This window comes from Cribrihabitans pelagius (assembly GCF_048820915.1).
GTDB classification, from domain to species: Bacteria; Pseudomonadota; Alphaproteobacteria; order Rhodobacterales; family Rhodobacteraceae; genus Cribrihabitans_A; species Cribrihabitans_A pelagius.
Genome location: NZ_JBMERR010000002.1, coordinates 290,448 through 309,952 on the forward strand (window position 1 = coordinate 290,448; position 19,505 = coordinate 309,952).

Here is a 19,505-nt window from a genome sequence, read left to right on the forward strand (position 1 = left end):
GGCTGCGCCAGCAGCCGCACCTGCGGGCGCGGGAGGACTCCGCTGCGGTTTCTAGAAGTCCGGGGGGTGTTCAGGCCATATCCCAGAGCAGCTTGGCCGCGAGGCTCAGCGAGGTCAGCACCAGGAGCGGCTTGATCAGCCGGGCGCCCTTGCGCTGGGCCAGCCGGGCGCCGGCATGGGCGCCTGCGATCTGCGCGAGCCCCATCAGGAGGCCGGTGATCCACCAGGGCGCTGCCACCAGCGCAAAGGCTGCGAGCGCGCCCGCGTTGGAGGCAAGGTTCAACAGCTTGGTATGCGCCGTCGCCTTCAGGATGCCGTAGCCCGCCAGGGTCACGAAGGCGAGCATGTAGAAGCTGCCCGCGCCGGGCCCCAGGAGCCCGTCATAGGCGGCGCAGAGCGGCACTAATGTGGCGGCAAACACCGCCGGGGACAGCCGCCGCTGCCGGTCGAGATCGCCCAGGCCCTTCTTCAGCGCAAAGAATACCGCGATGCCGATCAGCAGTACCGGCAGCGCCAGCCGGATCCAATCGGTCGGCAGCACGGTGATCAGAAGCGCCCCGGCGATGGAGGCGAAAAAGGCGATCACCGCCGAGCCCGCCTGGCTGCGAAGGTCCACATAGCCGCCGCGGGCATAAGCCAGCGTCGCTGTGGCTGCACCAAACAGCCCCTGGATCTTATTGGTTGCCAGCGCCGTCACCGGGCCTGCGCCCGCGATCATCAGCACCGGCAGGGTGATCAGCCCGCCGCCGCCCGCGACCGCATCGATGAACCCGGCAACAAACCCTGCCGCCATCAGCAGCAGCAGGGTCTCCATCCCCACTTCCAGCATGATGTGTGTCAGCCTGCGCTCTGGTCCGGCAGCGCGTCCCGGAAGTCTTCGCGGGCGTAGCCCTGTATATAGAGCAGCGCGGTCAGGTCGCCGTGGTTGATGCGGATCTCGCATTCCGCCGCGACCGGGGGTTTGGCGTGCAGCGCCACGCCCGCGCCTGCACGTTTCAGCATGCCGAGGTCATTGGCGCCATCGCCCACCGCGATCACCTCCTCATGGCTGAACCCCAGCCGCGCGGTGATCTGCTCCAGCGCCTCCACCTTGGCCTCGCGGCCGAGAATCGGCTGCGCCACATCGCCGGTGAGCACACCGCCCTCGGCCAAGAGCCGATTGGCGCGGCTCTCGTCAAAGCCCAGCTGCGCCGCGACCCGGGCGGTGAAGGCGGTGAAGCCGCCCGAGACCAGCGCCGCGTAAGCGCCCCCGGCCTTCATCGTTGCCAGCAGCACAGGCCCGCCCGGCATCAGGGTGATGCGGCTGTCGAGCACCTTGGTGATGACCGCTTCCGGCAGGCCCTTCAGCAGGCCGACGCGTTCAGTCAGGGCGCCTTCGAAGTCCAGCTCGCCATTCATCGCACGCGCCGTAATTGCCTTCACGCGTTCGCCCGCCCCGGCCTCCTCGGCCAGCTCGTCGATGCACTCCTGTTCGATCATGGTCGAGTCCATGTCCGCCAGCAGCATCTTCTTTCGGCGCCCGGCGCTGGGCTGGATCACCAGGTCGATGCCTGCGGCCTGCAGGTCTTCCCAGACCTGCCACTGATTGTCCGGCCGCCCGGCAATCGCAAATTCCGCCGCGATGCCCGGGTCCAGCCAGCGCAGGCCCGCGCCGCCCCAGGCGTTGTGCAGCGATTCGGCCAGCGCGGGCTCCAGGGACCGGCTGAGAGGATTGCCGAGCAGGGTGGCGGTATACATGGGCGGACTCCGCAGAATGAGGCTTCGCTTTTTCTTAGCGGCCGCTTGGGCGAACGGCCAGCCCCGCTGGTGCGGCAGCGCCGCACGGGGCCTGCGGCGGGCGCTCTCAGCGGGGCACAGGTTTCCGAAAGGCGGCAGGGGAGGTCGCAAAAACTCCGAGATGCGCCGTTTTCCCCCGAAATTTCTGTTGCCTGCCGCGCTGCAGCACCTTACCCCTATCCGTGGGACACCCCTCCCCAACGAGGGGCGCTTATCTGGAAGGGTAGCACATATGGCTATTGCACAACCGGCCGCGCGGCCGGCCAATCCGCGTTTTTCCTCCGGCCCCTGCGCCAAACCCCCCACCTTTGATCTGTCCAAGCTTGCGGATGCGCCTCTGGGCCGCAGCCACCGCGCTGCCGTCGGCAAGGAGAAGCTCCTCGCTGCCATCGAAGGCACCCGCGAGGTGCTGGGCATTCCCGCGGACTACAAGATCGGCATCGTGCCCGCGTCCGACACCGGCGCGGTGGAGATGGCGATGTGGAACCTCTTGGGCGCGCGCAAGGTTGAGATGCTGGCCTGGGAAAGCTTCGGCGCGGGCTGGGTCACCGATGTGGTGAAGCAGCTGAAGATCGACGCCGAGGTGAAAACCGCGGATTACGGCGAGATCGCCGATCTTTCCAGCGTGGACCCGAAGAACGATGTGGTCTTCACCTGGAACGGCACCACCTCCGGCGTGCGGGTTCCCAATGGCGGCTGGATTGCCGATGACCGCGAAGGGCTGACCATTTGCGACGCAACCTCCGCGGCCTTCGCACAGGAGCTGCCGTGGGAGAAGCTCGACGTAACCACCTTCTCCTGGCAGAAGGTGCTGGGCGGCGAGGCGGCGCATGGCGTCATCGTCCTCTCCCCCCGCGCAGTGGCGCGGCTGGAAAGCTACACCCCCGCCTGGCCGCTGCCGAAGATCTTCCGCCTGACCAAGGGCGGCAAGCTGATCGACGGTATCTTCACCGGCGCGACCATCAACACGCCGTCGATGCTCGCGGTCGAGGATTACCTGTTTGCGCTGGACTGGGCGCGTTCGGTTGGCGGGCTGGAAGGGCTGATCGCCCGCGCCAATGCCAACGCGGAGGCGATCCACGCCTTCACCGCGGCCAACGGCTGGATCGCCAACCTCGCGAGTGATCCGGCAACACGGTCGAACACCTCGGTCTGCCTGAAGTTCACCGACGCGCGCATCCAGGACGGCGCAGCTTTTGCCAAGGCGGTGGCCAAGCGGCTGGAAGCCGAAGGCATCGCCTATGACATCGGCGCCTACCGCGACGCGCCCGCCGGCCTGCGCATCTGGTGCGGCGGCACGGTGGAGACCGCCGATATCGAGGCCCTGCTGCCCTGGCTCACCTGGGCCTTCGAGGCCGAGATCGCCGCGCAAGGCTGATCATTGCTGAATGTCTCCGGGGCGCCAGCCCCGGAACTCTCCCCTCGTTCCCAATTTCAGGCCCCAGACCGGCCTCCGCAGACAAAGGACCACACCCATGGCTCCCAAGGTACTCATCTCCGATAAGCTTTCTGAAGCCGCCGTCCAGATCTTCCGCGACCGCGGCATCGAGGTCGACTTCCAGCCCGGCCTCGGCAAGGACAAGGACAAGCTCGCCGAGGTCATCGGCCAGTACGACGGCCTCGCCATCCGCTCCGCCACCAAGGTGACCGAGAAGATCCTGGAAGGTGCCGAGAACCTCAAGGTGATCGGCCGCGCCGGCATCGGCACCGACAACATCGACAAGGAAGCCGCCTCCAAGCGCGGCGTCATTGTGATGAACACGCCCTTCGGCAACATGATCACCACCGCCGAACACGCGATCGCGATGATGTTTGCGGTGGCCCGCCAGATCCCCGAGGCCTCCACCTCCACCCATGCGGGCAAGTGGGAAAAGTCCAAGTTCATGGGCACCGAACTCACCGGCAAGACCCTGGGCGTGATCGGTGCCGGCAACATCGGCGGCATCGTCTGCGACCGCGCCCGCGGGCTGAAGATGAAGGTCGTGGCCTATGACCCCTACCTCAGCACCGAAAAGGCCGACAAGATGGGGATCGAGAAGGTCGAGCTGGACGAACTGCTGGCCCGCGCCGACTTCATCACCCTGCACGTGCCGCTGACCGAACAGACCCGCAACATCCTCTCCAAGGAGAACCTGGAGAAGACCAGGAAGGGCGTGCGCATCATCAACTGCGCCCGCGGCGGCCTGGTGGACGAGGCCGCGCTGGCCGAACTCCTGACCTCCGGCCATGTGGCGGGCGCCGCCTTCGACGTCTTCGCGGAGGAGCCCGCCAAGCAGAATCCGCTGTTCGGCCTGCCCAACGTGGTCTGCACCCCGCACCTGGGTGCTGCCACCACCGAGGCGCAGGAAAACGTCGCCCTGCAGGTGGCCGAGCAGATGTCGAACTACCTCTTGACCGGCGCCGTCGAAAACGCGCTCAACATGCCGAGCGTCACCGCCGAGGAAGCCAAGGTCATGGGGCCCTGGATCAAGCTGGCCGACCACCTCGGCAGCTTTGTCGGCCAGATGACCGACGAGCCCTTGAAGGCGATCAACATCCTCTACGACGGGGTCGCTTCCGGCATGAACCTGGATGCGCTGAACTGCGCGGTGATTGCGGGCATCATGAAGCGGATGAACCCCGAGGTGAACCTGGTCTCCGCCCCGGTCGTGGCAAAGGAACGCGGCGTGCAGATCTCCACCACCAACCAGGACAAATCCGGCGCCTTCGACGGCTATATCAAGGTGACTGCGGTGACCTCCAAGCGCGAGCGCTCGGTGGCGGGCACCGTGTTTTCCGACAACAAACCGCGCTTCATCCAGATCAAGGGCATCAACATCGAGGCGGATGTGGGCGCGCATATGCTCTACACCACCAACGACGACGTGCCCGGCATCATCGGCACCCTGGGCCACACACTGGGCGACAATGGCGTCAACATCGCGAACTTCACCTTGGGCCGCTCCGCGGCCGGCGGCGAGGCGATCGCGCTGCTTTATGTCGACAATCCGGTGCCCGCCGAGGTGCGCGCCAAGCTGGCGGAAACCGGGCTGTTCAACCAGATCAAGCCGCTGGAATTCGACGTCGCCTGAGCCGCCCGCGGCCTCTATGAAAACCAGGAACACTCCCGCCGGCAGCGGGGGTGTTTTTTTGCCGGCTCAGCCCCGCAGCGCCGCCGCGCCCGCCGCCCGGCGGCCCCGCCAGACCACGGCGGCAAACAGCAGCATGGACACCAGCGCGATCAGCGACCCCGCCTGCGCCAGCGCCTCGGTGCGCCCGAGGATGGCAAGCGGAATGCCCGGCACCAGCAGCAGCAGCGCCAGCACCGCACAGCCCAGATGCAGCCGCGGCAGCAGCCCCGCTTCGGCTTCCGGTACAAGGTGGTAGTAGAACGCAAAGATCGCGCAGCTCACCCAGCCCAGGAGGTTCAGATGCCCATGCCCCGGCGCCAGCAGATGGTCCTTGCTGGCCGCCATCTGAATGCCCCAGACCATGCCGGCCAGCGCCGACAGGATGGCTATGCTCATGAATACCCGGCTGAGACCCGTCATCACTGTTCCTCCCTGATTTCCGTGACCGCGGACTGGCCGCCCCGGCGCCAGCCCGGCCACGCTGTCAGGATACACGCCCTGAACTCGAATTTGGCGTAAAACCGCTCCCCCCGGCGCCCGCAGCCGCCGCCAGGGCACTGGGCCCGGCGCGGCGCGATCCAGAGCCGCTCTTTCCACTGCCGTCCGCATCAGGCACAAACAGGAGAGGCAAATTCGGAGACACCGCATGACCACCCCGCTCTATGCAATCGGAGACATCCACGGCCAGCACGCGATGCTCGAGGCGGCGCTTGCGCTGATCGAGGCCGATGGCGGCCGGGATGCGCAGATTGTGTTTCTCGGAGACTACGTCGACCGCGGCCCGGACAGCCGCGGCGTGATCGGGCTCTTGCAGCAGGGGCAGGCCGAAGGGCGCAATTGGATCTGCCTCAAGGGCAATCACGACCGGATGTTCGAGTGGTTCCTTGAGGACATTCCCCGCCACGACCCCTATCTGCTGATCGGCTACCATTGGCTGCACGACCGGATCGGCGGCCGGGACACCCTGGCCAGCTACGGTCTGACATTCCCTGACCGCACCCGTCTGTCAGAGCTTCATGCCCGCGCCGCGGACGCGGTGCCGACGGCACACGCCGCTTTTCTGCGCGGACTGCCCGCCATATGGGAAACCGAGGACATCGCCTTTGCGCATGCGGGCATCCGGCCCGGTGCCGCATTGCACCAGCAGAGCGAGGACGACCTGTTATGGATCCGCCAGGAGTTCCTGGATCACCGCGGCCCGCACCCCAAACTGATCGTGCACGGCCATACCGCGCTGCAGGAGCCCCGCCACTATGGCAACCGGGTGAATCTCGACAGCGGCGCGGGTTTCGGCCGCCCGCTCACCGCCGCGGTTTTCGAGGAGGGCAAAGTCTGGCGCCTCACCAGAACTGGCCGCGAGCCGCTCACGCCCTGAGCCCCCGGTCCTTCTTCTGGCTGAAAAATATCCCGGGGGAGCGCGCCCGCAGGGCGCGCGGGGGCAGCGCCCCCGAAGCCCGCCCGCTTCCTCTTGCCCAATAATATCCAGAGGGTGAGCGCCAGTGGCGCGAAGGGGCAAAGCCCCCTCACTCCGTGCTTGCGGAAACGGACGATCCGGGGCGGTCAGCTCCAGTCCAGCACCACCTTGCCGCTGCCGCCGGATTTCATCGCCGCAAAGCCTTCGGCAAAATCCTCCACCGCAAAGCGGTGGGTGATCACCCGGCTCACGTCGAGCCCGTTCTGCAGCATGGCGATCATCTTGTACCAGGTCTCGAACATCTCCCGGCCATAGACGCCCTTGATGGTGATCGCCTTGAAGACGATGCGGCTCCAGTCCACCGGCGACTTGCCCGGCGGGATGCCCAACAGAGCAATCCGCCCGCCCATCACCAGCGCCTCCACCATCTGGTCGAGCGCCGCCTGCGAGCCCGACATCTCCAGCCCGACGTCAAAGCCCTGCTTCATGCCGAGTTCCTGGATCACATCCCGCAGATCCTCCTCCGCCGCGTTCACCGGGCGCACCGAGGGCACCACCTCGGCCGCGAGCTTCAGCCGCGCGGGGTTGATGTCGGTGATCACCACGTGGCGCGCGCCCGCGTGGCGCGCCACGGCGGCGGCCATGATGCCGATCGGCCCGGCGCCGGTCACCAGCACGTCCTCGCCCAGGAGATCGAAGCTGAGCGCGGTATGCACCGCGTTTCCCAAGGGGTCGAGGATGGCGCCGGTCTCGTCCGGAATGTCATCCGGCAGCGGCACTACGTTGAAGGCGGGCAGGCGCAGGTATTCGGCAAAGGCGCCCTGCTCGTTCACCCCGATGCCCCGGGTGCCGGGGTCGAGGTGAAACTTTCCCGCCCGCGACTGCCGCGAGTCGGTCTTGATCAGGTGCCCTTCGCCCGAGCAGCGCTGGCCCACCTTCAGATCCTCCACGTTGCGGCCCACCTCGACGATCTCGCCCGCGAACTCATGCCCCGTGATCATCGGCACCGGGACGGTATGGGCGGCCCATTCGTCCCAGTTCCAGATGTGAATGTCGGTGCCGCAGATGCCGGTCTTCTTCACCTTGATCAGCACATCGTCCGGGCCGATTTCCGGCACCGGCGCGCGGACCATCCACAGCCCCTCGCGGGGGTGGGATTTCTCCAGCGCCTTCATCGTGTTGGGCAGACTCATGACACGATCCCCAATTCCTTTCCGACCTTGCCGAAGGCAGCCAGCGCCCGGTCCAGCTCGGCCCGCGTGAGTGCGGCGTTCATCTGGGTGCGGATGCGGGCCTGGCCGCGCGGCACCACCGGGAAGAAGAAGCCCGAGACATAGACGCCCTCGTCAAACAGCCGCGCCGCCATGTCCTGCGCCAGCTGCGCCTCGCCCAGCATCACCGGGATGATCGGATGCTCGCCCGGAAGCAGGTCGAAGCCCAGTTTCTCCAGCCCTTCGCGCCAGTAGCGCGCATTCTCGAACAGCTGCGCGCGCAGGCTGTCCCCTTCCTCCACCAGCCGGATCGCCTCCAGCCCGGCAGCAACAATCGAGGGCGGCAGCGAATTGGAGAACAGATAGGGCCGCGCCCGCTGCCGCAGCAGGTCGATCACTGGCTGCGGCCCGGCGATATAACCGCCGATGGCCCCCCCAAGTGCTTTGCCCAAGGTCCCCGTGAGGATATCCACGTCCACCCCGAAATGCTCCGGCGTGCCCGCACCCGTCGCCCCCATGAATCCGGTGGCGTGGCAGTCATCCACCATCACCACGGCGTCATACTTGTCGGCAAGCGCCCGGATCTCCGGCAGCTTGGCCAGGTAGCCGTCCATCGAGAAGACGCCATCGGTCGCAATCATGATATGCCGCGCGCCGTCCTCGCGCGCCTGCTTCAGCCAGGCCTCAAGGTCATTCATGTCGCTGTTCAGATAGCGGTAGCGTTTCGCCTTGCAGAGCCGCACCCCGTCGATGATCGACGCGTGGTTGAGGCTGTCGGAAATGATCGCATCCTCCGGCCCCAGCAGCGGCTCGAACAGCCCGCCGTTGGCATCGAAACAGGCGGCAAACAGGATCGCGTCATCCTTGTTCAGGAACTTCGCCAGGCGGCTTTCCAGCTCCCGGTGAATGTCCTGGGTGCCACAGATGAAACGGACCGAGGCCATGCCGAAACCCTTGGGCTCCATCGCGTCCTTCGCCGCTTTGATCAGCGCCGGGTGATCGGCAAGGCCCAGATAGTTGTTGGCGCAGAGGTTGATCACCTGCCGGTTCCCGCCGGCACTATCCTGAACGGAGATCTCGCCCCCCTGCGGGGAGGTGATCATTCGTTCGCGCTTGTAGAGACCTTCCGCCTCGATCTGGGCCAGCGTGTTGGAGATATCGGTCAAAAAAGCATCGGACATGAGCAAACTCCCTCGTGTGTCGAGTCGCACCTCTATCATAGCGGACGAGTTTCCGGAATACAGGAATTCGCTATCCCGGAAAAAAATCCGTGAAACCGGACGGGCCGCCAGATACCCGCGTTTGGTCTTCCGTGCCGCCGCGCTATCTCGCGTCTCAGGCAGCGGGAGGGCGCACCCATGGCGAGGGTAACAGGAATCGGCGGCGTTTTCATCAAGGCGCGCGGGGATGCGAAAGCGCTCGCGGCGTGGTACCGCGATCACCTGGGGCTGGAGCTTGCGGAGTTCGGCGGCGCTGTCCTGAACTGGCCGGACGACACGGCCGAAGACGGCGGCCTCACGGTCTGGGCCGCGGCGGAGGCGGACGGCGACTGGTTTGCTCCCAGCACGGCGTCTTTCATGATCAACTACCGGGTTGACGACATGGACGGCATGATCGCGCGGCTGACGGATGCGGGCATCCCCATCCAGAAAGGTCCGGAGACCTTTGAGAATGGCCGCTTCGCCTGGATCATGGACCCGGAGGGCAACAAGGTGGAGCTGTGGGAACCCAAGCTTTGGCAGGAGAAGGATTAGACGGCGGGCAGAGGGGCGGCTGTGGCGCCGTCCAGGCGCCCAAGGCCGTTGCAACGGCCTTGCAAGGCGCTTCGAAGCGCCTTTCCGTGTCCTTCAAGCGTTCTTTACGATCAGGAACACGCGCGCAGGCCCATCCGGCGCGGTGATTGAATGCGCCACGTCTGCGGCATAGCGCGCGGTGTCGCCGGCCTGCAGCCGGTCCCGCGCCGTGCCGGAGGCCACCGCGATCTCGCCCTCCAGCACCGTCAGCTGCTCCAGCGCGCCGCGGGTGTGGGGCTGGCTGACCAGCGCCCCGCCGGGCTCGAAGCGGATGTCGTAGACCTCGTGGCCCCCGGCCTCCTCGGGCGGGGACAGGATGCGGATGCGGCAGCCCTGGCCCATGTTGTCGATCTTGGGCACTTCGGCGGCGCGCAGCACCTCGATGCGGTCCCGGGCGTCGCCCGCTTCCAGGAGGCCGGCAAAATCCACCTGCAGCGCGCGGGTGAGGTTCCACAGCGTTGCAATGGTGGGGGAGCTTTCGCCGCGCTCGATCTGGCTCACCATCGAACGGCTGACGCCGGAGAGGTTGGCCACCGCCTCCAGGCTCAGCCCCTGCGCACGGCGCGCCTCCTTCAGGCGGGCGGGCAGCAGGGTCAGGATATCGTCTCGGGTCTCCGTCATGACGGAATCTCTGCGCTGCCGGAGCGGATTTGTCAAATGATCCCGCGCCGAAACGCTGCGCCGCGGCGGTGCACAGGGGGTGTACCGGGGGTGTACGGGGGCTGCACCGGGAGTACCCGGGGGGCGGCGGTGACGGCACGTAGCGGCAGACAGGCTTTTGCTGCGGGTGCATACTGCCGCCAAATCTGACGAGGAGAGAGACAAATGAGCGATATCGTGATCCTGGACGGCGCCCGCACCGCGATCGGCACCTTCGGCGGTGCGCTGGCCAATACCGCGCCCATCGACCTGGCCACCACTGTGTCGAAAGCGGCGCTGGAGCGCTCCGGCGTGACGCCGGAGCAGATCGGTCATGTGGTATTCGGACATATCATCAACACCGAGCCGCGCGACATGTACCTGAGCCGCGCGGCGGCGATGCAGGCGGGCATCCCCGAGACTGTGCCGGCGATGAACGTGAACCGTCTCTGCGGTTCGGGCGTGCAGGCGATTATCTCGTCGTTTCAGTCGCTTATGATGGGCGATGCCGAGTTCGCGCTGGCGGGCGGCGCCGAGAACATGTCGCGCAGCCCCTACATCCTCCAGCAGAGCCGCTGGGGTGCGAAAATGGGGGACGTGAAGTCGCTCGACATGATGCTGGGCGCGCTGAACTGCCCTTTCGGCACCGGCCACATGGGGGTGACGGCGGAGAATGTCGCCGACGAGCACGAGATCACCCGCGAGCAGATGGACGCATTTGCCATGGCCAGCCAGACCCGCGCCGCCGCGGCGATCGAGGCCGGGCATTTCAAGAGCCAGATCACGCCGGTCGAGGTGAAGGTAAAACGCGACCTGGTGCCCTTCGAGGTGGACGAGCACCCCAAGGCGAGCACGCCGGAGGCGCTGGCGGGGCTCAAGGCGGTGTTCAAGAAGGACGGCCGGGTGACCGCGGGCAATGCCAGCGGCATCAACGACGGCGCGGCGGCAATGGTGCTGGCGACGGCGGAGGCGGCGGAGCGCGCAGGGCTGAAGCCCAAGGCCCGCATCCTCGGCTATGCCCATGCAGGGGTGCGCCCCGAGGTCATGGGCATCGGCCCGGTGCCTGCGGTGCGCAAACTGCTGGAGCGCACCGGGCTTTCGGCAGGCGATTTCGACGTGATCGAGTCGAACGAGGCCTTTGCCTCCCAGGCGCTGGCGGTGAACAAGGAACTGGGGCTGGACCCGGCCCGCGTGAACCCCAACGGCGGCGCCATCGCGCTGGGCCATCCTGTTGGCGCGACAGGGGCGATCATCACCCTCAAGGCGCTGTTCGAGCTGGAGCGCATTGGCGGCTCGAAAGCGCTGGTCACCATGTGCATCGGCGGCGGCCAGGGCATCGCGCTGGCGATCGAGCGGCTGTAAAGCCTGGCAATGTTCAGGTGAGGGGGCCTTGCCCCCTCGCGCCTATGGCGCTCACCCCCAGGATATTTGGGGCAAGAGGAAGAATGGGCCGGACCGTGGCAACGCGGGCCGGTTTTATCCTCGCAAAGCAGGGGAGCGGGCGCTGCCCCCTCGGCCTTTGGCCTCACCCCCGGGATATTTTGGGCCAGAAGAAAAGGCTGGCGCGCTAGAGTAGCAGGGTGAGCACGGCGGTGAGGCCTGCGCCGCCAAGCGCGCCAAGCACCACGGGCAGGGCCCAGCTTTCGGGCGCGAGGCGGTTGCGGCGGCCTTCCTGGGCCTGGGCAATCAGCGCCTGTTCCACCAGGGCGGGCAGGCGCGGGCCGAAGCGGGCCATGACCTTGGCGGTGTCGACAAGATCGGTGACCACCGCGCGCGGGCCGATGGATTTCTTGATGTAGTCCTCCACCACCGGGCGTGCGGTTTCCCAGATGTTGATATGCGGATCGAGCGAGCGGGCAACGCCCTCGACCACCACCATGGTGCGCTGCAAAAGGATGAGCTCGGTGCGGGTTTCCATGCCGAAGCGCTCGGTTACCTCGAAAAGGTAGTTCAGCAGCCGGCCCATCGAGATATGCGAGGCGTCCATGCCGAAGATCGGCTCGCCGACCGCGCGCAGGGCGCGTGCGAAGGCATCGACATCGCGGTCGGCAGGCACGTAACCCGCCTCGAAGTGCACTTCGGCCACACGTTTGTAGTCGCGCTTGATGAAGCCATAGAGGATCTCGGCATAGACCCGGCGGGTGTATTCGTCGATATGGCCCATGATGCCGAAGTCATAGGCGATGATGTCGCCGTTGGCGGCGACCTTCAGGTTGCCCTGATGCATATCGGCGTGGAAGAAACCGTCGCGCAGCGCGTGGCGCAGGAACAGGGACAGCACCCGCTGCGCGAGCTGGCGGCGGTCGTGGCCGGCCGCGTCCAGCGCGTCGTTGTCGCCGAGCGGCAGCCCGTCGGCCCAGCCCATCGTCATCACCCGGCGGGCGGAGTAGTTCCAGCGGATATCCGGCAGCTGGAAGCCTTCGTCCTGCGCGGTGTTGGCGGCAAATTCAGACGCCGCGGCGCTTTCCAGCCTCAGGTCCAGCTCGCCCTGCACCACGCCGTCGAAATGCTCGATCACGTCCATCGGCTTCAGGCGGCGGGCGCCGGGCGCAAAGAGGTCGACGATCCGGGCGGCGAAGTAGAAGGCGTCGACGTCGCGGTTGAAGGCGCGCTCGATGCCCGGGCGCAGCACCTTGACGGCGACCTCCTCGCCGGTGTCCGCCAGCCGGGCGCGGTGCACCTGGGCGATGGAGGCGGCGGCGATCGGGTCGCTGAACTCGGAGAAGACCTCGGAGACCGGGCGGCCCAGCTCCTTTTCGACTTCGGCCAGCGCCTCGGCGCGGGAAAACGGCGGCAGCTTGTCCTGCAGCACCCTGAGCTGGTTGGCGAGATCCTTGCCGACCACGTCGGGCCGGGTCGAGAGCACCTGGCCGAACTTGATATAGGCAGGCCCCAGCGCGTTCAGGGCGCGGGTTTCCGGCGGCATCAAGGGGTCGCCCTTGTAGCCGAGCCATTTGAACGGCCAGCCCAGGAGCCGGGCGAGCACCCGCACCGGCTTGGGCGCATCAAACGCTTCGAGCACCGAGTGCATCGCGCCGGTGCGTTCGAAAGTGGCGCCGGTGCGGACCAGGCGGAGGATGTTGTGGGGGCCGCGCATGGATCAGATCTTCCAGCCGGAATGCAGGGCGGCGATGCCCATCGACAGGTTGCGGTACTTGGCGTTGCCGAACCCGGCCTTCTGGATCATGCCCAGGAAGGTATCCTGATCGGGGAAGTTGCGGATCGATTCCACCAGATACTGGTAGCTGTCCCGGTCGCCCGTGATCAGCTGGCCCATGCGGGGAATCACGTTGAAGGAATAGAAGTCATAGAGCTTCTGCAGCCCGTCGTTCGGCAGCTGCGAGAACTCCAGAACCATGAGGCGCCCGCCGGGCTTCAGCACGCGGAAGGCCTCGTTGAGAGCCTCCTGCGGGCGTGTCACGTTCCGGATGCCGAAGGAGATCGTGTAGACGTCGAAGGTATTGTCCTTGAACGGCAGCGCCATCGCATCGCCGGTGACCCAGTCGAGGCTGTCCGCCATCTGCCCGGCTTCGGCGCGCTTGCGGCCTTCCTCCAGCATTGGTCGGGTGAGGTCCAGCACGGTGGCATGTCCGCGGCCTGCACGGCGCAGAAAGCGGAAGGAAATGTCGCCGGTGCCGCCCGCCACATCCAGCAGCCGCTGGCCCGGGCGCGGCGCCAGCCAGTCCATCATCGCGTCTTTCCAGACCCGGTGGATGCCGGCGCTCATCACATCGTTCATGATATCGTATTTCGAGGCCACCGAGTTGAAGACCCCCTGCACGCGGCCGGCCTTCTCGCCCTCCGGCACGGAATCGAAGCCGAAGTGGGTGGTTTTGTCTGATCTATCGCTCATGCGGCTTGCCGTTTCCCAAGGTTGGCCCCAGTTATAGGGCGCTGAGGCCGGGGCACAATGCTGCCCCTGCGGTCCCAGTGGTCCGAATGTCTTTCGCGTCAGGAGCGATGTAATGCCTGAACTGCCCGAGGTCGAGACGGTGAAGCGCGGTTTGGCGCCGGCGATGGAAGGCGCGGTGATCGCGCGCGCCGCGGTGAACCGGCCGGACCTGCGCTGGCCCTTCCCCGAACGCATGGCAGAACGGCTGACCGGCGCGCGGGTGAATGCCCTCAGGCGGCGGTCGAAATACATCCTCGCCGATCTCGATACCGGGGAGACGCTGCTCATTCACCTGGGCATGTCCGGGCGGATGACGGTTTCGGGCGACCCGCTGGGGCAGTTTGCGCATGCGCATCCGCAGGCGGAAAAGCACGACCATGTGGTGCTGGACATGGACAACGGTGCCCGCATCACCTTCAACGACCCGCGCCGCTTCGGGGCGATGGATCTGATGGAGACCACGACGGCGGAGAGTCACAAGCTGCTGGCGGGGCTGGGCCCGGAACCGCTGGGAAACGACTTCCACGAAGACCACCTGATCGCGGCCTTCAAGGGACGCAACACGCCTGTGAAATCGGCATTACTCGATCAGGGAATCATCGCGGGACTTGGTAACATCTACGTCTGCGAGGCGCTGTTCCGGGCCGGCATCTCGCCGCGGCGCAAGGCCGGGCAGATTGCCGCGCTGCGGGTGGCCGCACTTGTGCCGATCATCCGGCAGGTTCTGCAGGACGCTATCGGTGCGGGCGGCTCGTCGCTTAAAGATTTCCGGCAAGCCTCTGGCGAACTTGGGTATTTCCAGCACAGTTTCGATGTCTACGGGCGCGGCGGCGCGCCTTGCCGGCGCCGGGACTGCGGCGGAACCATCGCCAGAATCACCCAGTCGGGACGTTCAAGCTTCTATTGTGTAAAGTGCCAAAGATAACTTGATCGGGCGTCCGCATTTGGTAAGGACTCGGATCTGAACGGAACAACCGAAAGAGAAATCATGGCCTACGAGACGATCAACGTCGATGTGCAGGACCACGTTTGCCTCATTAAACTGAACCGCCCAGAGGCGATGAACGCGCTCAACCAGGAACTCATCGGTGAGCTGTGCGCGGCCCTTGAAGAGGCCGATGCCAGCGACAAGGTGCGCTGCATCGTGCTGACCGGCTCGGAAAAGGCTTTTGCCGCCGGCGCCGACATCAAGGAGATGTCGGAGATGAGCTTTACCGAGGTGTTCTCCACCAACCTGTTTGCCGATGCCAACGACCGGATTTCTGCGATCCGCAAGCCGGTGATCGCCGCGGTTGCGGGTTATGCGCTGGGCGGCGGCTGCGAGCTGGCGATGCTGTGCGATTTCATCATCGCCGCCGACACCGCCAAGTTCGGCCAGCCGGAGATCAACCTGGGCGTTGTGGCAGGCATCGGCGGCACCCAGCGGCTGACCCGTTTCGTCGGCAAGTCCAAGTCGATGGACATGAACCTGACCGGCCGCTTCATGAACGCCGAAGAAGCCGAGCGCGCGGGCCTGGTGTCGCGCGTGGTCGCGGCCAAGAAACTGATCGAGGAAGCCACTGCGGCGGCGCAGAAGATTGCCGAGAAATCGCTCCTGACCGCAATGGCCGTGAAGGAATCGGTGAACCGCTCCTACGAGCTGCCGCTGAACGAAGGCCTGCTGTTCGAGCGCCGGGTGTTCCACTCGATGTTTGCCACCGAAGACCAGAAGGAAGGCATGGCCGCCTTCCTGGAAAAGCGCGAAGCGCAGTTCCGCGACAAGTAAGATTTGGCCGCGCCGCGGGGGAGGCAGCCCCGGCGCCGCGGCAGCTCGGACGGGACGGCGGGCGGGCAGGCCCGCCGTTTTCCATTCCGGGCCTGGCAGGCGCCCTTGCAACCTGGTGCCAAGTTGGATAGAAGCCGCCCTCATACATGCGCGTGCAGCCCGCTCAGGCTAGAATCACACCGGTGATCCGACCCGGGTTCGGCTGGCATTGCGTCCGATAGAAACAGAACCCGAGATAAGGTCAGTCACCATGGCAAACACGCCCCAGGCCAAGAAGCGCGCCCGTCAGAACGAAAAGCGCGCGGCCGTCAACAAAGCCCGCCGTTCGCGCATCCGCACCTATCTGCGCAAGGTCGAGGAAGCTATCGCTTCCGGCGACAAGGACGCTGCAACCACTGCCCTGCGTGCGGCGCAGCCCGAGCTGATGCGCGGCGTGACCAAAGGTGTGTACCACAAGAACACCGCGTCCCGGAAAATCTCGCGCCTGGCCGCCCGCGTCAAGGCGCTGGGCTGACGCCCCGCCCGCCGGGCCGTTCCGGACCGGTAAAAAACACCAGAAGGCGCTGCATTTTGCAGCGCCTTGTTTTTTGGGCAAAGCCTCGGAGCAGCCTTGCTGGACGGGGAGATTCTTTGCCGCCAAAGCCAGAGTCAACATCATAGTTTCGTTGCCGCTTCCCCCCCCGAATTGCTACTACTTCTTTAGCGATTCACTCGCTGGGGGGACAGGCTGCTCGCGGTAATCTTGACGGACATCAAGGTTGCCAGGTCGTCCGGAACAGGCAGGTATGTGTGTTTTTCCTGTGCTGACCGGAGGCTGCTGCTGTGCCGTTTTAACGGTCGGCAGCCCTGTCCAAGTATGTGTGCAAAGGTTTGTGTCATCAGCACCGCCATCCAGGCGGAGTGCGGGGTGTTGCTGACCGAACGAAGAGCCCTCGGGCACTGCGGCCAGGTATCTGGTCCGCACACGTTATCCCTGTGCGTGAACGCCACCCCCAGCTGCTGGGGGGGTAAGGGACACGAATGGCCGGGGTATAAGGCCGCCGCTTTTGGGGATGCGTGAGGCGCAGGATGACTGAAGAGAAATGGGGGCAGCTGAGAACGCGGCTGCTGAAGACTGTCGGGCAGAACAATTTCACCACCTGGATCGAACCCTTGGAATTCGACACGGTGGAAGGCGGCGTGGCTGTCTTCCGCGTGCCCACGAACTTCATGGGCAACTACGTGAGCCAGAACTTTGCCGACCTGATCCTGCATGAGCTGAACATGGCAGGCGATCCGGTGCAGCGCCTTGCCTTCAAGGTTGCCGCCGGCAGCCCGGCGCGGCCTGCGGCTGCAGCTGCGGAGGCGGTTTCTGCCCCCGCCGCGGCCGAGGTGGTGGACCCGGCCCCGGGGGGGTATGGGCAGAGTCCGGTTGCGGCCGCTGCCAAGGAAACGCTGGAGGCGCTGCAGGCGGCGCCACTCGACCCGCGATTCACCTTCGACAGCTTTGTCGTCGGCAAGCCGAACGAGCTGGCTCATGCCGCAGCGCGCCGTGTCGCCGAAGGCGGCCCGGTGACCTTCAACCCGCTGGTGCTCTATGGCGGCGTGGGCCTGGGCAAGACCCACCTGATGCACGCCATCGCTTGGGAACTGAAGGAGAAGAACCCGTCGCTGAACGTGCTGTACCTGTCGGCGGAGCAGTTCATGTACCGCTTCGTGCAGGCTCTGCGCGAGCGCAAGATGATGGATTTCAAGCACCTGTTCCGCTCGGTCGATGTGCTGATGGTGGATGACGTGCAATTCATTGCGGGCAAGGATTCCACGCAGGAGGAATTTTTCCATACCTTCAACGCGCTGGTTGATCAGAACAAGCAGATCATCATCTCCGCCGACCGCGCGCCCGGCGAGATCAAGGACCTGGAGGACCGGGTGAAATCCCGCCTGCAGTGCGGCCTGGTGGTGGATCTGCACCCGACCGACTACGAGCTGCGTCTCGGCATCCTGCAGACCAAGGTGCAGCAGCAGCGCCAGACCTACCCCGAGCTGCAGATCGCCGATGGCGTGCTGGAGTTTCTGGCGCACCGGATCTCGACCAACGTGCGGGTGCTGGAAGGGGCGCTGACGCGGCTGTTTGCCTTCGCCTCGCTGGTTGGCCGCGAGATCGACATGGACCTGACCCAGGACTGCCTGGCCGATGTGCTGCGCGCCTCCGAACGCAAGATCACCGTCGAGGAGATCCAGCGCAAGGTGTCGGAGTATTACAATATCCGCATGTCCGACATCATCGGCCCCAAGCGCCTGCGCTCCTACGCGCGGCCGCGGCAGGTGGCGATGTATCTCTGCAAGCAGCTGACCAGCCGCTCGCTGCCCGAGATCGGCCGCCGCTTCGGCGGGCGCGACCACACCACGGTGATGCATGGGGTGAAGCGGATCGAGGAGCTGAAGATGACTGACGGCCAGATCGCCGAGGACGTCGAAATGCTGCGCCGGTCGCTGGAGGCCTGAGCGCCTCCGCTTGCCTCCGCCCGCATCCGGCCAGCCCGGGTTTGCGAAAAGCGGCTCCGCAGCGCGGGGCCGTTTCGCGTTTCGGCTTCCGGTCGCCTTGCGGTGCGCCGTGCCCTTGCGCAACGTTTGCGGGTGTTCTGGCCCGCGCCCGGCCAGAGCCCCTTGACGCTGCCGGATTTCCCTTGGAGAAATCCATAAAATGCCTTGTATAGCAGGGGCGAACAGATAGGTTGCTTGTCCCGGCAGGCGACGGCGGCGAGACGAAGAGGACATCGGATATGAAGATCAGCATCGAACGCGGCACGCTTCTCAAGGCTGTGTCCCAGGCCCAGTCTGTGGTCGAGCGCCGCAACACCATTCCGATCCTGGCCAACGTGCTGATCGAGGCCGAGGGCGACAGCGTCCAGTTCCGCGCCACCGATCTGGATATCGAGGTGGTTGACCGCGCGCCCGCGCAGGTGGAGCGTGCCGGCGCCACCACCGTTGCCGCCACCACCCTGCACGAGATCGTCCGCAAGCTGCCCGACGGCGCTTTGGTGAGCCTCACCGCCGATGCCGCCACCGGGCGGCTGACGGTGGAGGCGGGCCGGTCGAATTTCTCGCTGGCGACGCTGCCGCGCGAGGATTTCCCGGTGATGGCCTCGGCCGAGTACCACTCCAACTTCGCGGCCAAGGCAGCGGTGCTGCGCCGCCTGTTCGACAAGTCGAAATTCGCCATCTCCACCGAGGAGACCCGCTATTACCTGAACGGCGTCTACATGCATGTGACCGACGCTGCGGAGGGCGGCAAGGCGCTGCGCTGCGTCGCCACCGACGGCCATCGCCTGGCCCGGATTGACGCGGGGCTGCCGGTGGGCGCCGAGGACATGCCCGGCGTGATCGTGCCGCGCAAGACCGTGGGCGAGCTGCGCAAGCTCTTGGACGACGACGATATGGACATCGCGGTCTCGGTCTCGGAAACCAAGGTGCGCTTTGCGACCCCGAACATCACCCTGACCTCCAAGGTGATCGACGGCACCTTCCCCGATTACACGCGGGTGATCCCGGCCGGCAACACCCGCCGCCTGGAGGTGGATGCCGCCGAGTTCGCCCAAGCCGTTGACCGGGTGGCGACGGTGTCTTCGGAGCGCTCGCGAGCGGTCAAGCTGCAGCTGGAAGACGACCGTCTGATCCTGTCGGTGAACGCGCCCGACAGCGGCGCCGCCGAGGAGGAGCTTGCGGTGGCCTACAGCGACGAGCGGCTGGAGATCGGCTTCAACGCCAAGTACCTGCTGGAGATCGCCAATCAGGTCGACCGCGAAAATGCGGTCTTCATGTTCAACTCCTCGGGCGATCCGACCCTGATGCGCGAAGGCAGTGATGACAGCGCCGTCTACGTCGTGATGCCGATGCGGGTCTGACGCGCCTGACGGCGCGGCCTG

General features: G+C 65.9%; 18 protein-coding genes. 10 read left to right on the forward strand and 8 right to left on the reverse strand.

What is annotated here, in order from left to right:
• Window positions 1-70 precede the first annotated feature (70 nt).
• Both ACOHX0_RS03100 and serB read right to left on the reverse strand, forming a co-directional pair.
• Entirely contained in the window at window positions 71-829 is a 759-nt protein-coding gene (locus ACOHX0_RS03100; RefSeq protein ID WP_420675183.1) for a TSUP family transporter, read from the reverse strand.
• A gap of 8 nt (window positions 830-837) precedes the next feature.
• A complete protein-coding gene (serB, locus tag ACOHX0_RS03105; RefSeq protein ID WP_420675184.1) occupies window positions 838-1,737 on the reverse strand; it encodes a phosphoserine phosphatase SerB in 900 nt (299 codons plus the stop codon).
• A 271-nt stretch (window positions 1,738-2,008) separates the two neighbouring features.
• Between serB and ACOHX0_RS03110 the strand changes: the two genes are divergently transcribed.
• Both ACOHX0_RS03110 and serA read left to right on the forward strand, forming a co-directional pair.
• Window positions 2,009-3,154, forward strand: a complete 1,146-nt coding sequence (locus ACOHX0_RS03110) for a phosphoserine transaminase (RefSeq protein WP_420675185.1) — start codon at window positions 2,009-2,011, stop codon at window positions 3,152-3,154.
• 97 nt (window positions 3,155-3,251) lie between these two features.
• Window positions 3,252-4,847 (forward strand): phosphoglycerate dehydrogenase, encoded by a 1,596-nt coding sequence (gene serA / locus ACOHX0_RS03115; RefSeq protein WP_420675187.1) that lies wholly within the window; start codon window positions 3,252-3,254, stop codon window positions 4,845-4,847.
• A gap of 66 nt (window positions 4,848-4,913) precedes the next feature.
• Here serA and ACOHX0_RS03120 read toward each other — a convergent pair whose 3' ends face one another.
• Window positions 4,914-5,306, reverse strand: coding sequence for a hypothetical protein (locus ACOHX0_RS03120; RefSeq protein ID WP_420675188.1), 393 nt, complete (start codon window positions 5,304-5,306; stop codon window positions 4,914-4,916).
• 226 nt (window positions 5,307-5,532) lie between these two features.
• Between ACOHX0_RS03120 and ACOHX0_RS03125 the strand changes: the two genes are divergently transcribed.
• On the forward strand, window positions 5,533-6,261 hold the full coding sequence (locus ACOHX0_RS03125) for a metallophosphoesterase family protein (RefSeq protein ID WP_420675189.1): 729 nt from the start codon (window positions 5,533-5,535) through the stop codon (window positions 6,259-6,261).
• A gap of 185 nt (window positions 6,262-6,446) precedes the next feature.
• Here the strand turns inward: ACOHX0_RS03125 and tdh are convergent, their stop codons facing one another.
• Both tdh and ACOHX0_RS03135 read right to left on the reverse strand, forming a co-directional pair.
• Window positions 6,447-7,475: an L-threonine 3-dehydrogenase gene (tdh, locus tag ACOHX0_RS03130; protein WP_420675218.1), complete on the reverse strand. Its 1,029-nt coding sequence runs from the start codon at window positions 7,473-7,475 to the stop codon at window positions 6,447-6,449.
• Between the two features lie 14 nt (window positions 7,476-7,489).
• Window positions 7,490-8,692, reverse strand: coding sequence for a glycine C-acetyltransferase (locus tag ACOHX0_RS03135; RefSeq protein ID WP_420675190.1), 1,203 nt, complete (start codon window positions 8,690-8,692; stop codon window positions 7,490-7,492).
• Between the two features lie 177 nt (window positions 8,693-8,869).
• Here ACOHX0_RS03135 and ACOHX0_RS03140 point away from each other — a divergent pair, with 177 nt between their 5' ends.
• Window positions 8,870-9,265 carry a VOC family protein gene (locus ACOHX0_RS03140; RefSeq protein WP_420675191.1) on the forward strand — a complete coding sequence of 132 codons (396 nt, stop codon included), beginning with the start codon at window positions 8,870-8,872 and terminating at the stop codon, window positions 9,263-9,265.
• A 93-nt stretch (window positions 9,266-9,358) separates the two neighbouring features.
• On the opposite strand, the gene ACOHX0_RS03145 is transcribed toward ACOHX0_RS03140, so the two are convergent.
• Window positions 9,359-9,925, reverse strand: coding sequence for a helix-turn-helix domain-containing protein (locus tag ACOHX0_RS03145; protein ID WP_420675192.1), 567 nt, complete (start codon window positions 9,923-9,925; stop codon window positions 9,359-9,361).
• 204 nt (window positions 9,926-10,129) lie between these two features.
• Here ACOHX0_RS03145 and ACOHX0_RS03150 point away from each other — a divergent pair, with 204 nt between their 5' ends.
• On the forward strand, window positions 10,130-11,305 hold the full coding sequence (locus ACOHX0_RS03150) for an acetyl-CoA C-acyltransferase family protein (RefSeq protein ID WP_420675193.1): 1,176 nt from the start codon (window positions 10,130-10,132) through the stop codon (window positions 11,303-11,305).
• Between the two features lie 205 nt (window positions 11,306-11,510).
• Here ACOHX0_RS03150 and ubiB read toward each other — a convergent pair whose 3' ends face one another.
• Together ubiB and ubiE are read right to left on the reverse strand one after the other, a co-directional pair.
• Complete coding sequence (gene ubiB / locus ACOHX0_RS03155) at window positions 11,511-13,040, reverse strand: 2-polyprenylphenol 6-hydroxylase (RefSeq protein ID WP_420675194.1); 1,530 nt, start codon at window positions 13,038-13,040, stop codon at window positions 11,511-11,513.
• Between the two features lie 3 nt (window positions 13,041-13,043).
• Window positions 13,044-13,796: a bifunctional demethylmenaquinone methyltransferase/2-methoxy-6-polyprenyl-1,4-benzoquinol methylase UbiE gene (gene ubiE / locus ACOHX0_RS03160; RefSeq protein ID WP_420675195.1), complete on the reverse strand. Its 753-nt coding sequence runs from the start codon at window positions 13,794-13,796 to the stop codon at window positions 13,044-13,046.
• Window positions 13,797-13,908: 112 nt separating this feature from the next.
• Between ubiE and mutM the strand changes: the two genes are divergently transcribed.
• From mutM to dnaN, 5 genes are all read left to right on the forward strand, one after another.
• The gene (gene mutM, locus ACOHX0_RS03165; RefSeq protein WP_420675196.1) at window positions 13,909-14,760 is read left to right on the forward strand and encodes a bifunctional DNA-formamidopyrimidine glycosylase/DNA-(apurinic or apyrimidinic site) lyase; all 852 of its coding nucleotides are present in this window, start codon (window positions 13,909-13,911) and stop codon (window positions 14,758-14,760) included.
• A 63-nt stretch (window positions 14,761-14,823) separates the two neighbouring features.
• A complete protein-coding gene (locus ACOHX0_RS03170; RefSeq protein WP_420675197.1) occupies window positions 14,824-15,600 on the forward strand; it encodes an enoyl-CoA hydratase in 777 nt (258 codons plus the stop codon).
• A 250-nt stretch (window positions 15,601-15,850) separates the two neighbouring features.
• A complete protein-coding gene (gene rpsT, locus ACOHX0_RS03175; RefSeq protein WP_420675198.1) occupies window positions 15,851-16,114 on the forward strand; it encodes a 30S ribosomal protein S20 in 264 nt (87 codons plus the stop codon).
• A 554-nt stretch (window positions 16,115-16,668) separates the two neighbouring features.
• Window positions 16,669-18,084, forward strand: coding sequence for a chromosomal replication initiator protein DnaA (gene dnaA / locus ACOHX0_RS03180; protein ID WP_420675199.1), 1,416 nt, complete (start codon window positions 16,669-16,671; stop codon window positions 18,082-18,084).
• A 278-nt stretch (window positions 18,085-18,362) separates the two neighbouring features.
• A complete protein-coding gene (gene dnaN / locus ACOHX0_RS03185) occupies window positions 18,363-19,484 on the forward strand; it encodes a DNA polymerase III subunit beta (protein ID WP_420675200.1) in 1,122 nt (373 codons plus the stop codon).
• Window positions 19,485-19,505: the final 21 nt, after the last annotated feature.

What these genes read in the sequence shown, in the direction of transcription:
- dnaA (WP_420675199.1), top strand. Translation starts at nt 16,669, where the DNA reads ATGACTGAAGAGAAATGGGGGCAGCTGAGAACGCGGCTGCTGAAGACT.
- ACOHX0_RS03125 (WP_420675189.1), top strand. Translation starts at nt 5,533, where the DNA reads ATGACCACCCCGCTCTATGCAATCGGAGACATCCACGGCCAGCACGCG.
- mutM (WP_420675196.1), top strand. Translation starts at nt 13,909, where the DNA reads ATGCCTGAACTGCCCGAGGTCGAGACGGTGAAGCGCGGTTTGGCGCCG.
- ACOHX0_RS03140 (WP_420675191.1), top strand. Translation starts at nt 8,870, where the DNA reads ATGGCGAGGGTAACAGGAATCGGCGGCGTTTTCATCAAGGCGCGCGGG.
- ACOHX0_RS03120 (WP_420675188.1), bottom strand. Translation starts at nt 5,306, where the DNA reads ATGACGGGTCTCAGCCGGGTATTCATGAGCATAGCCATCCTGTCGGCG.
- ubiB (WP_420675194.1), bottom strand. Translation starts at nt 13,040, where the DNA reads ATGCGCGGCCCCCACAACATCCTCCGCCTGGTCCGCACCGGCGCCACT.
- dnaN (WP_420675200.1), top strand. Translation starts at nt 18,363, where the DNA reads ATGAAGATCAGCATCGAACGCGGCACGCTTCTCAAGGCTGTGTCCCAG.
- tdh (WP_420675218.1), bottom strand. Translation starts at nt 7,475, where the DNA reads ATGAAGGCGCTGGAGAAATCCCACCCCCGCGAGGGGCTGTGGATGGTC.
- ACOHX0_RS03170 (WP_420675197.1), top strand. Translation starts at nt 14,824, where the DNA reads ATGGCCTACGAGACGATCAACGTCGATGTGCAGGACCACGTTTGCCTC.
- serB (WP_420675184.1), bottom strand. Translation starts at nt 1,737, where the DNA reads ATGTATACCGCCACCCTGCTCGGCAATCCTCTCAGCCGGTCCCTGGAG.
- ACOHX0_RS03110 (WP_420675185.1), top strand. Translation starts at nt 2,009, where the DNA reads ATGGCTATTGCACAACCGGCCGCGCGGCCGGCCAATCCGCGTTTTTCC.
- ACOHX0_RS03150 (WP_420675193.1), top strand. Translation starts at nt 10,130, where the DNA reads ATGAGCGATATCGTGATCCTGGACGGCGCCCGCACCGCGATCGGCACC.
- serA (WP_420675187.1), top strand. Translation starts at nt 3,252, where the DNA reads ATGGCTCCCAAGGTACTCATCTCCGATAAGCTTTCTGAAGCCGCCGTC.
- rpsT (WP_420675198.1), top strand. Translation starts at nt 15,851, where the DNA reads ATGGCAAACACGCCCCAGGCCAAGAAGCGCGCCCGTCAGAACGAAAAG.
- ubiE (WP_420675195.1), bottom strand. Translation starts at nt 13,796, where the DNA reads ATGAGCGATAGATCAGACAAAACCACCCACTTCGGCTTCGATTCCGTG.
- ACOHX0_RS03100 (WP_420675183.1), bottom strand. Translation starts at nt 829, where the DNA reads ATGCTGGAAGTGGGGATGGAGACCCTGCTGCTGCTGATGGCGGCAGGG.
- ACOHX0_RS03135 (WP_420675190.1), bottom strand. Translation starts at nt 8,692, where the DNA reads ATGTCCGATGCTTTTTTGACCGATATCTCCAACACGCTGGCCCAGATC.
- ACOHX0_RS03145 (WP_420675192.1), bottom strand. Translation starts at nt 9,925, where the DNA reads ATGACGGAGACCCGAGACGATATCCTGACCCTGCTGCCCGCCCGCCTG.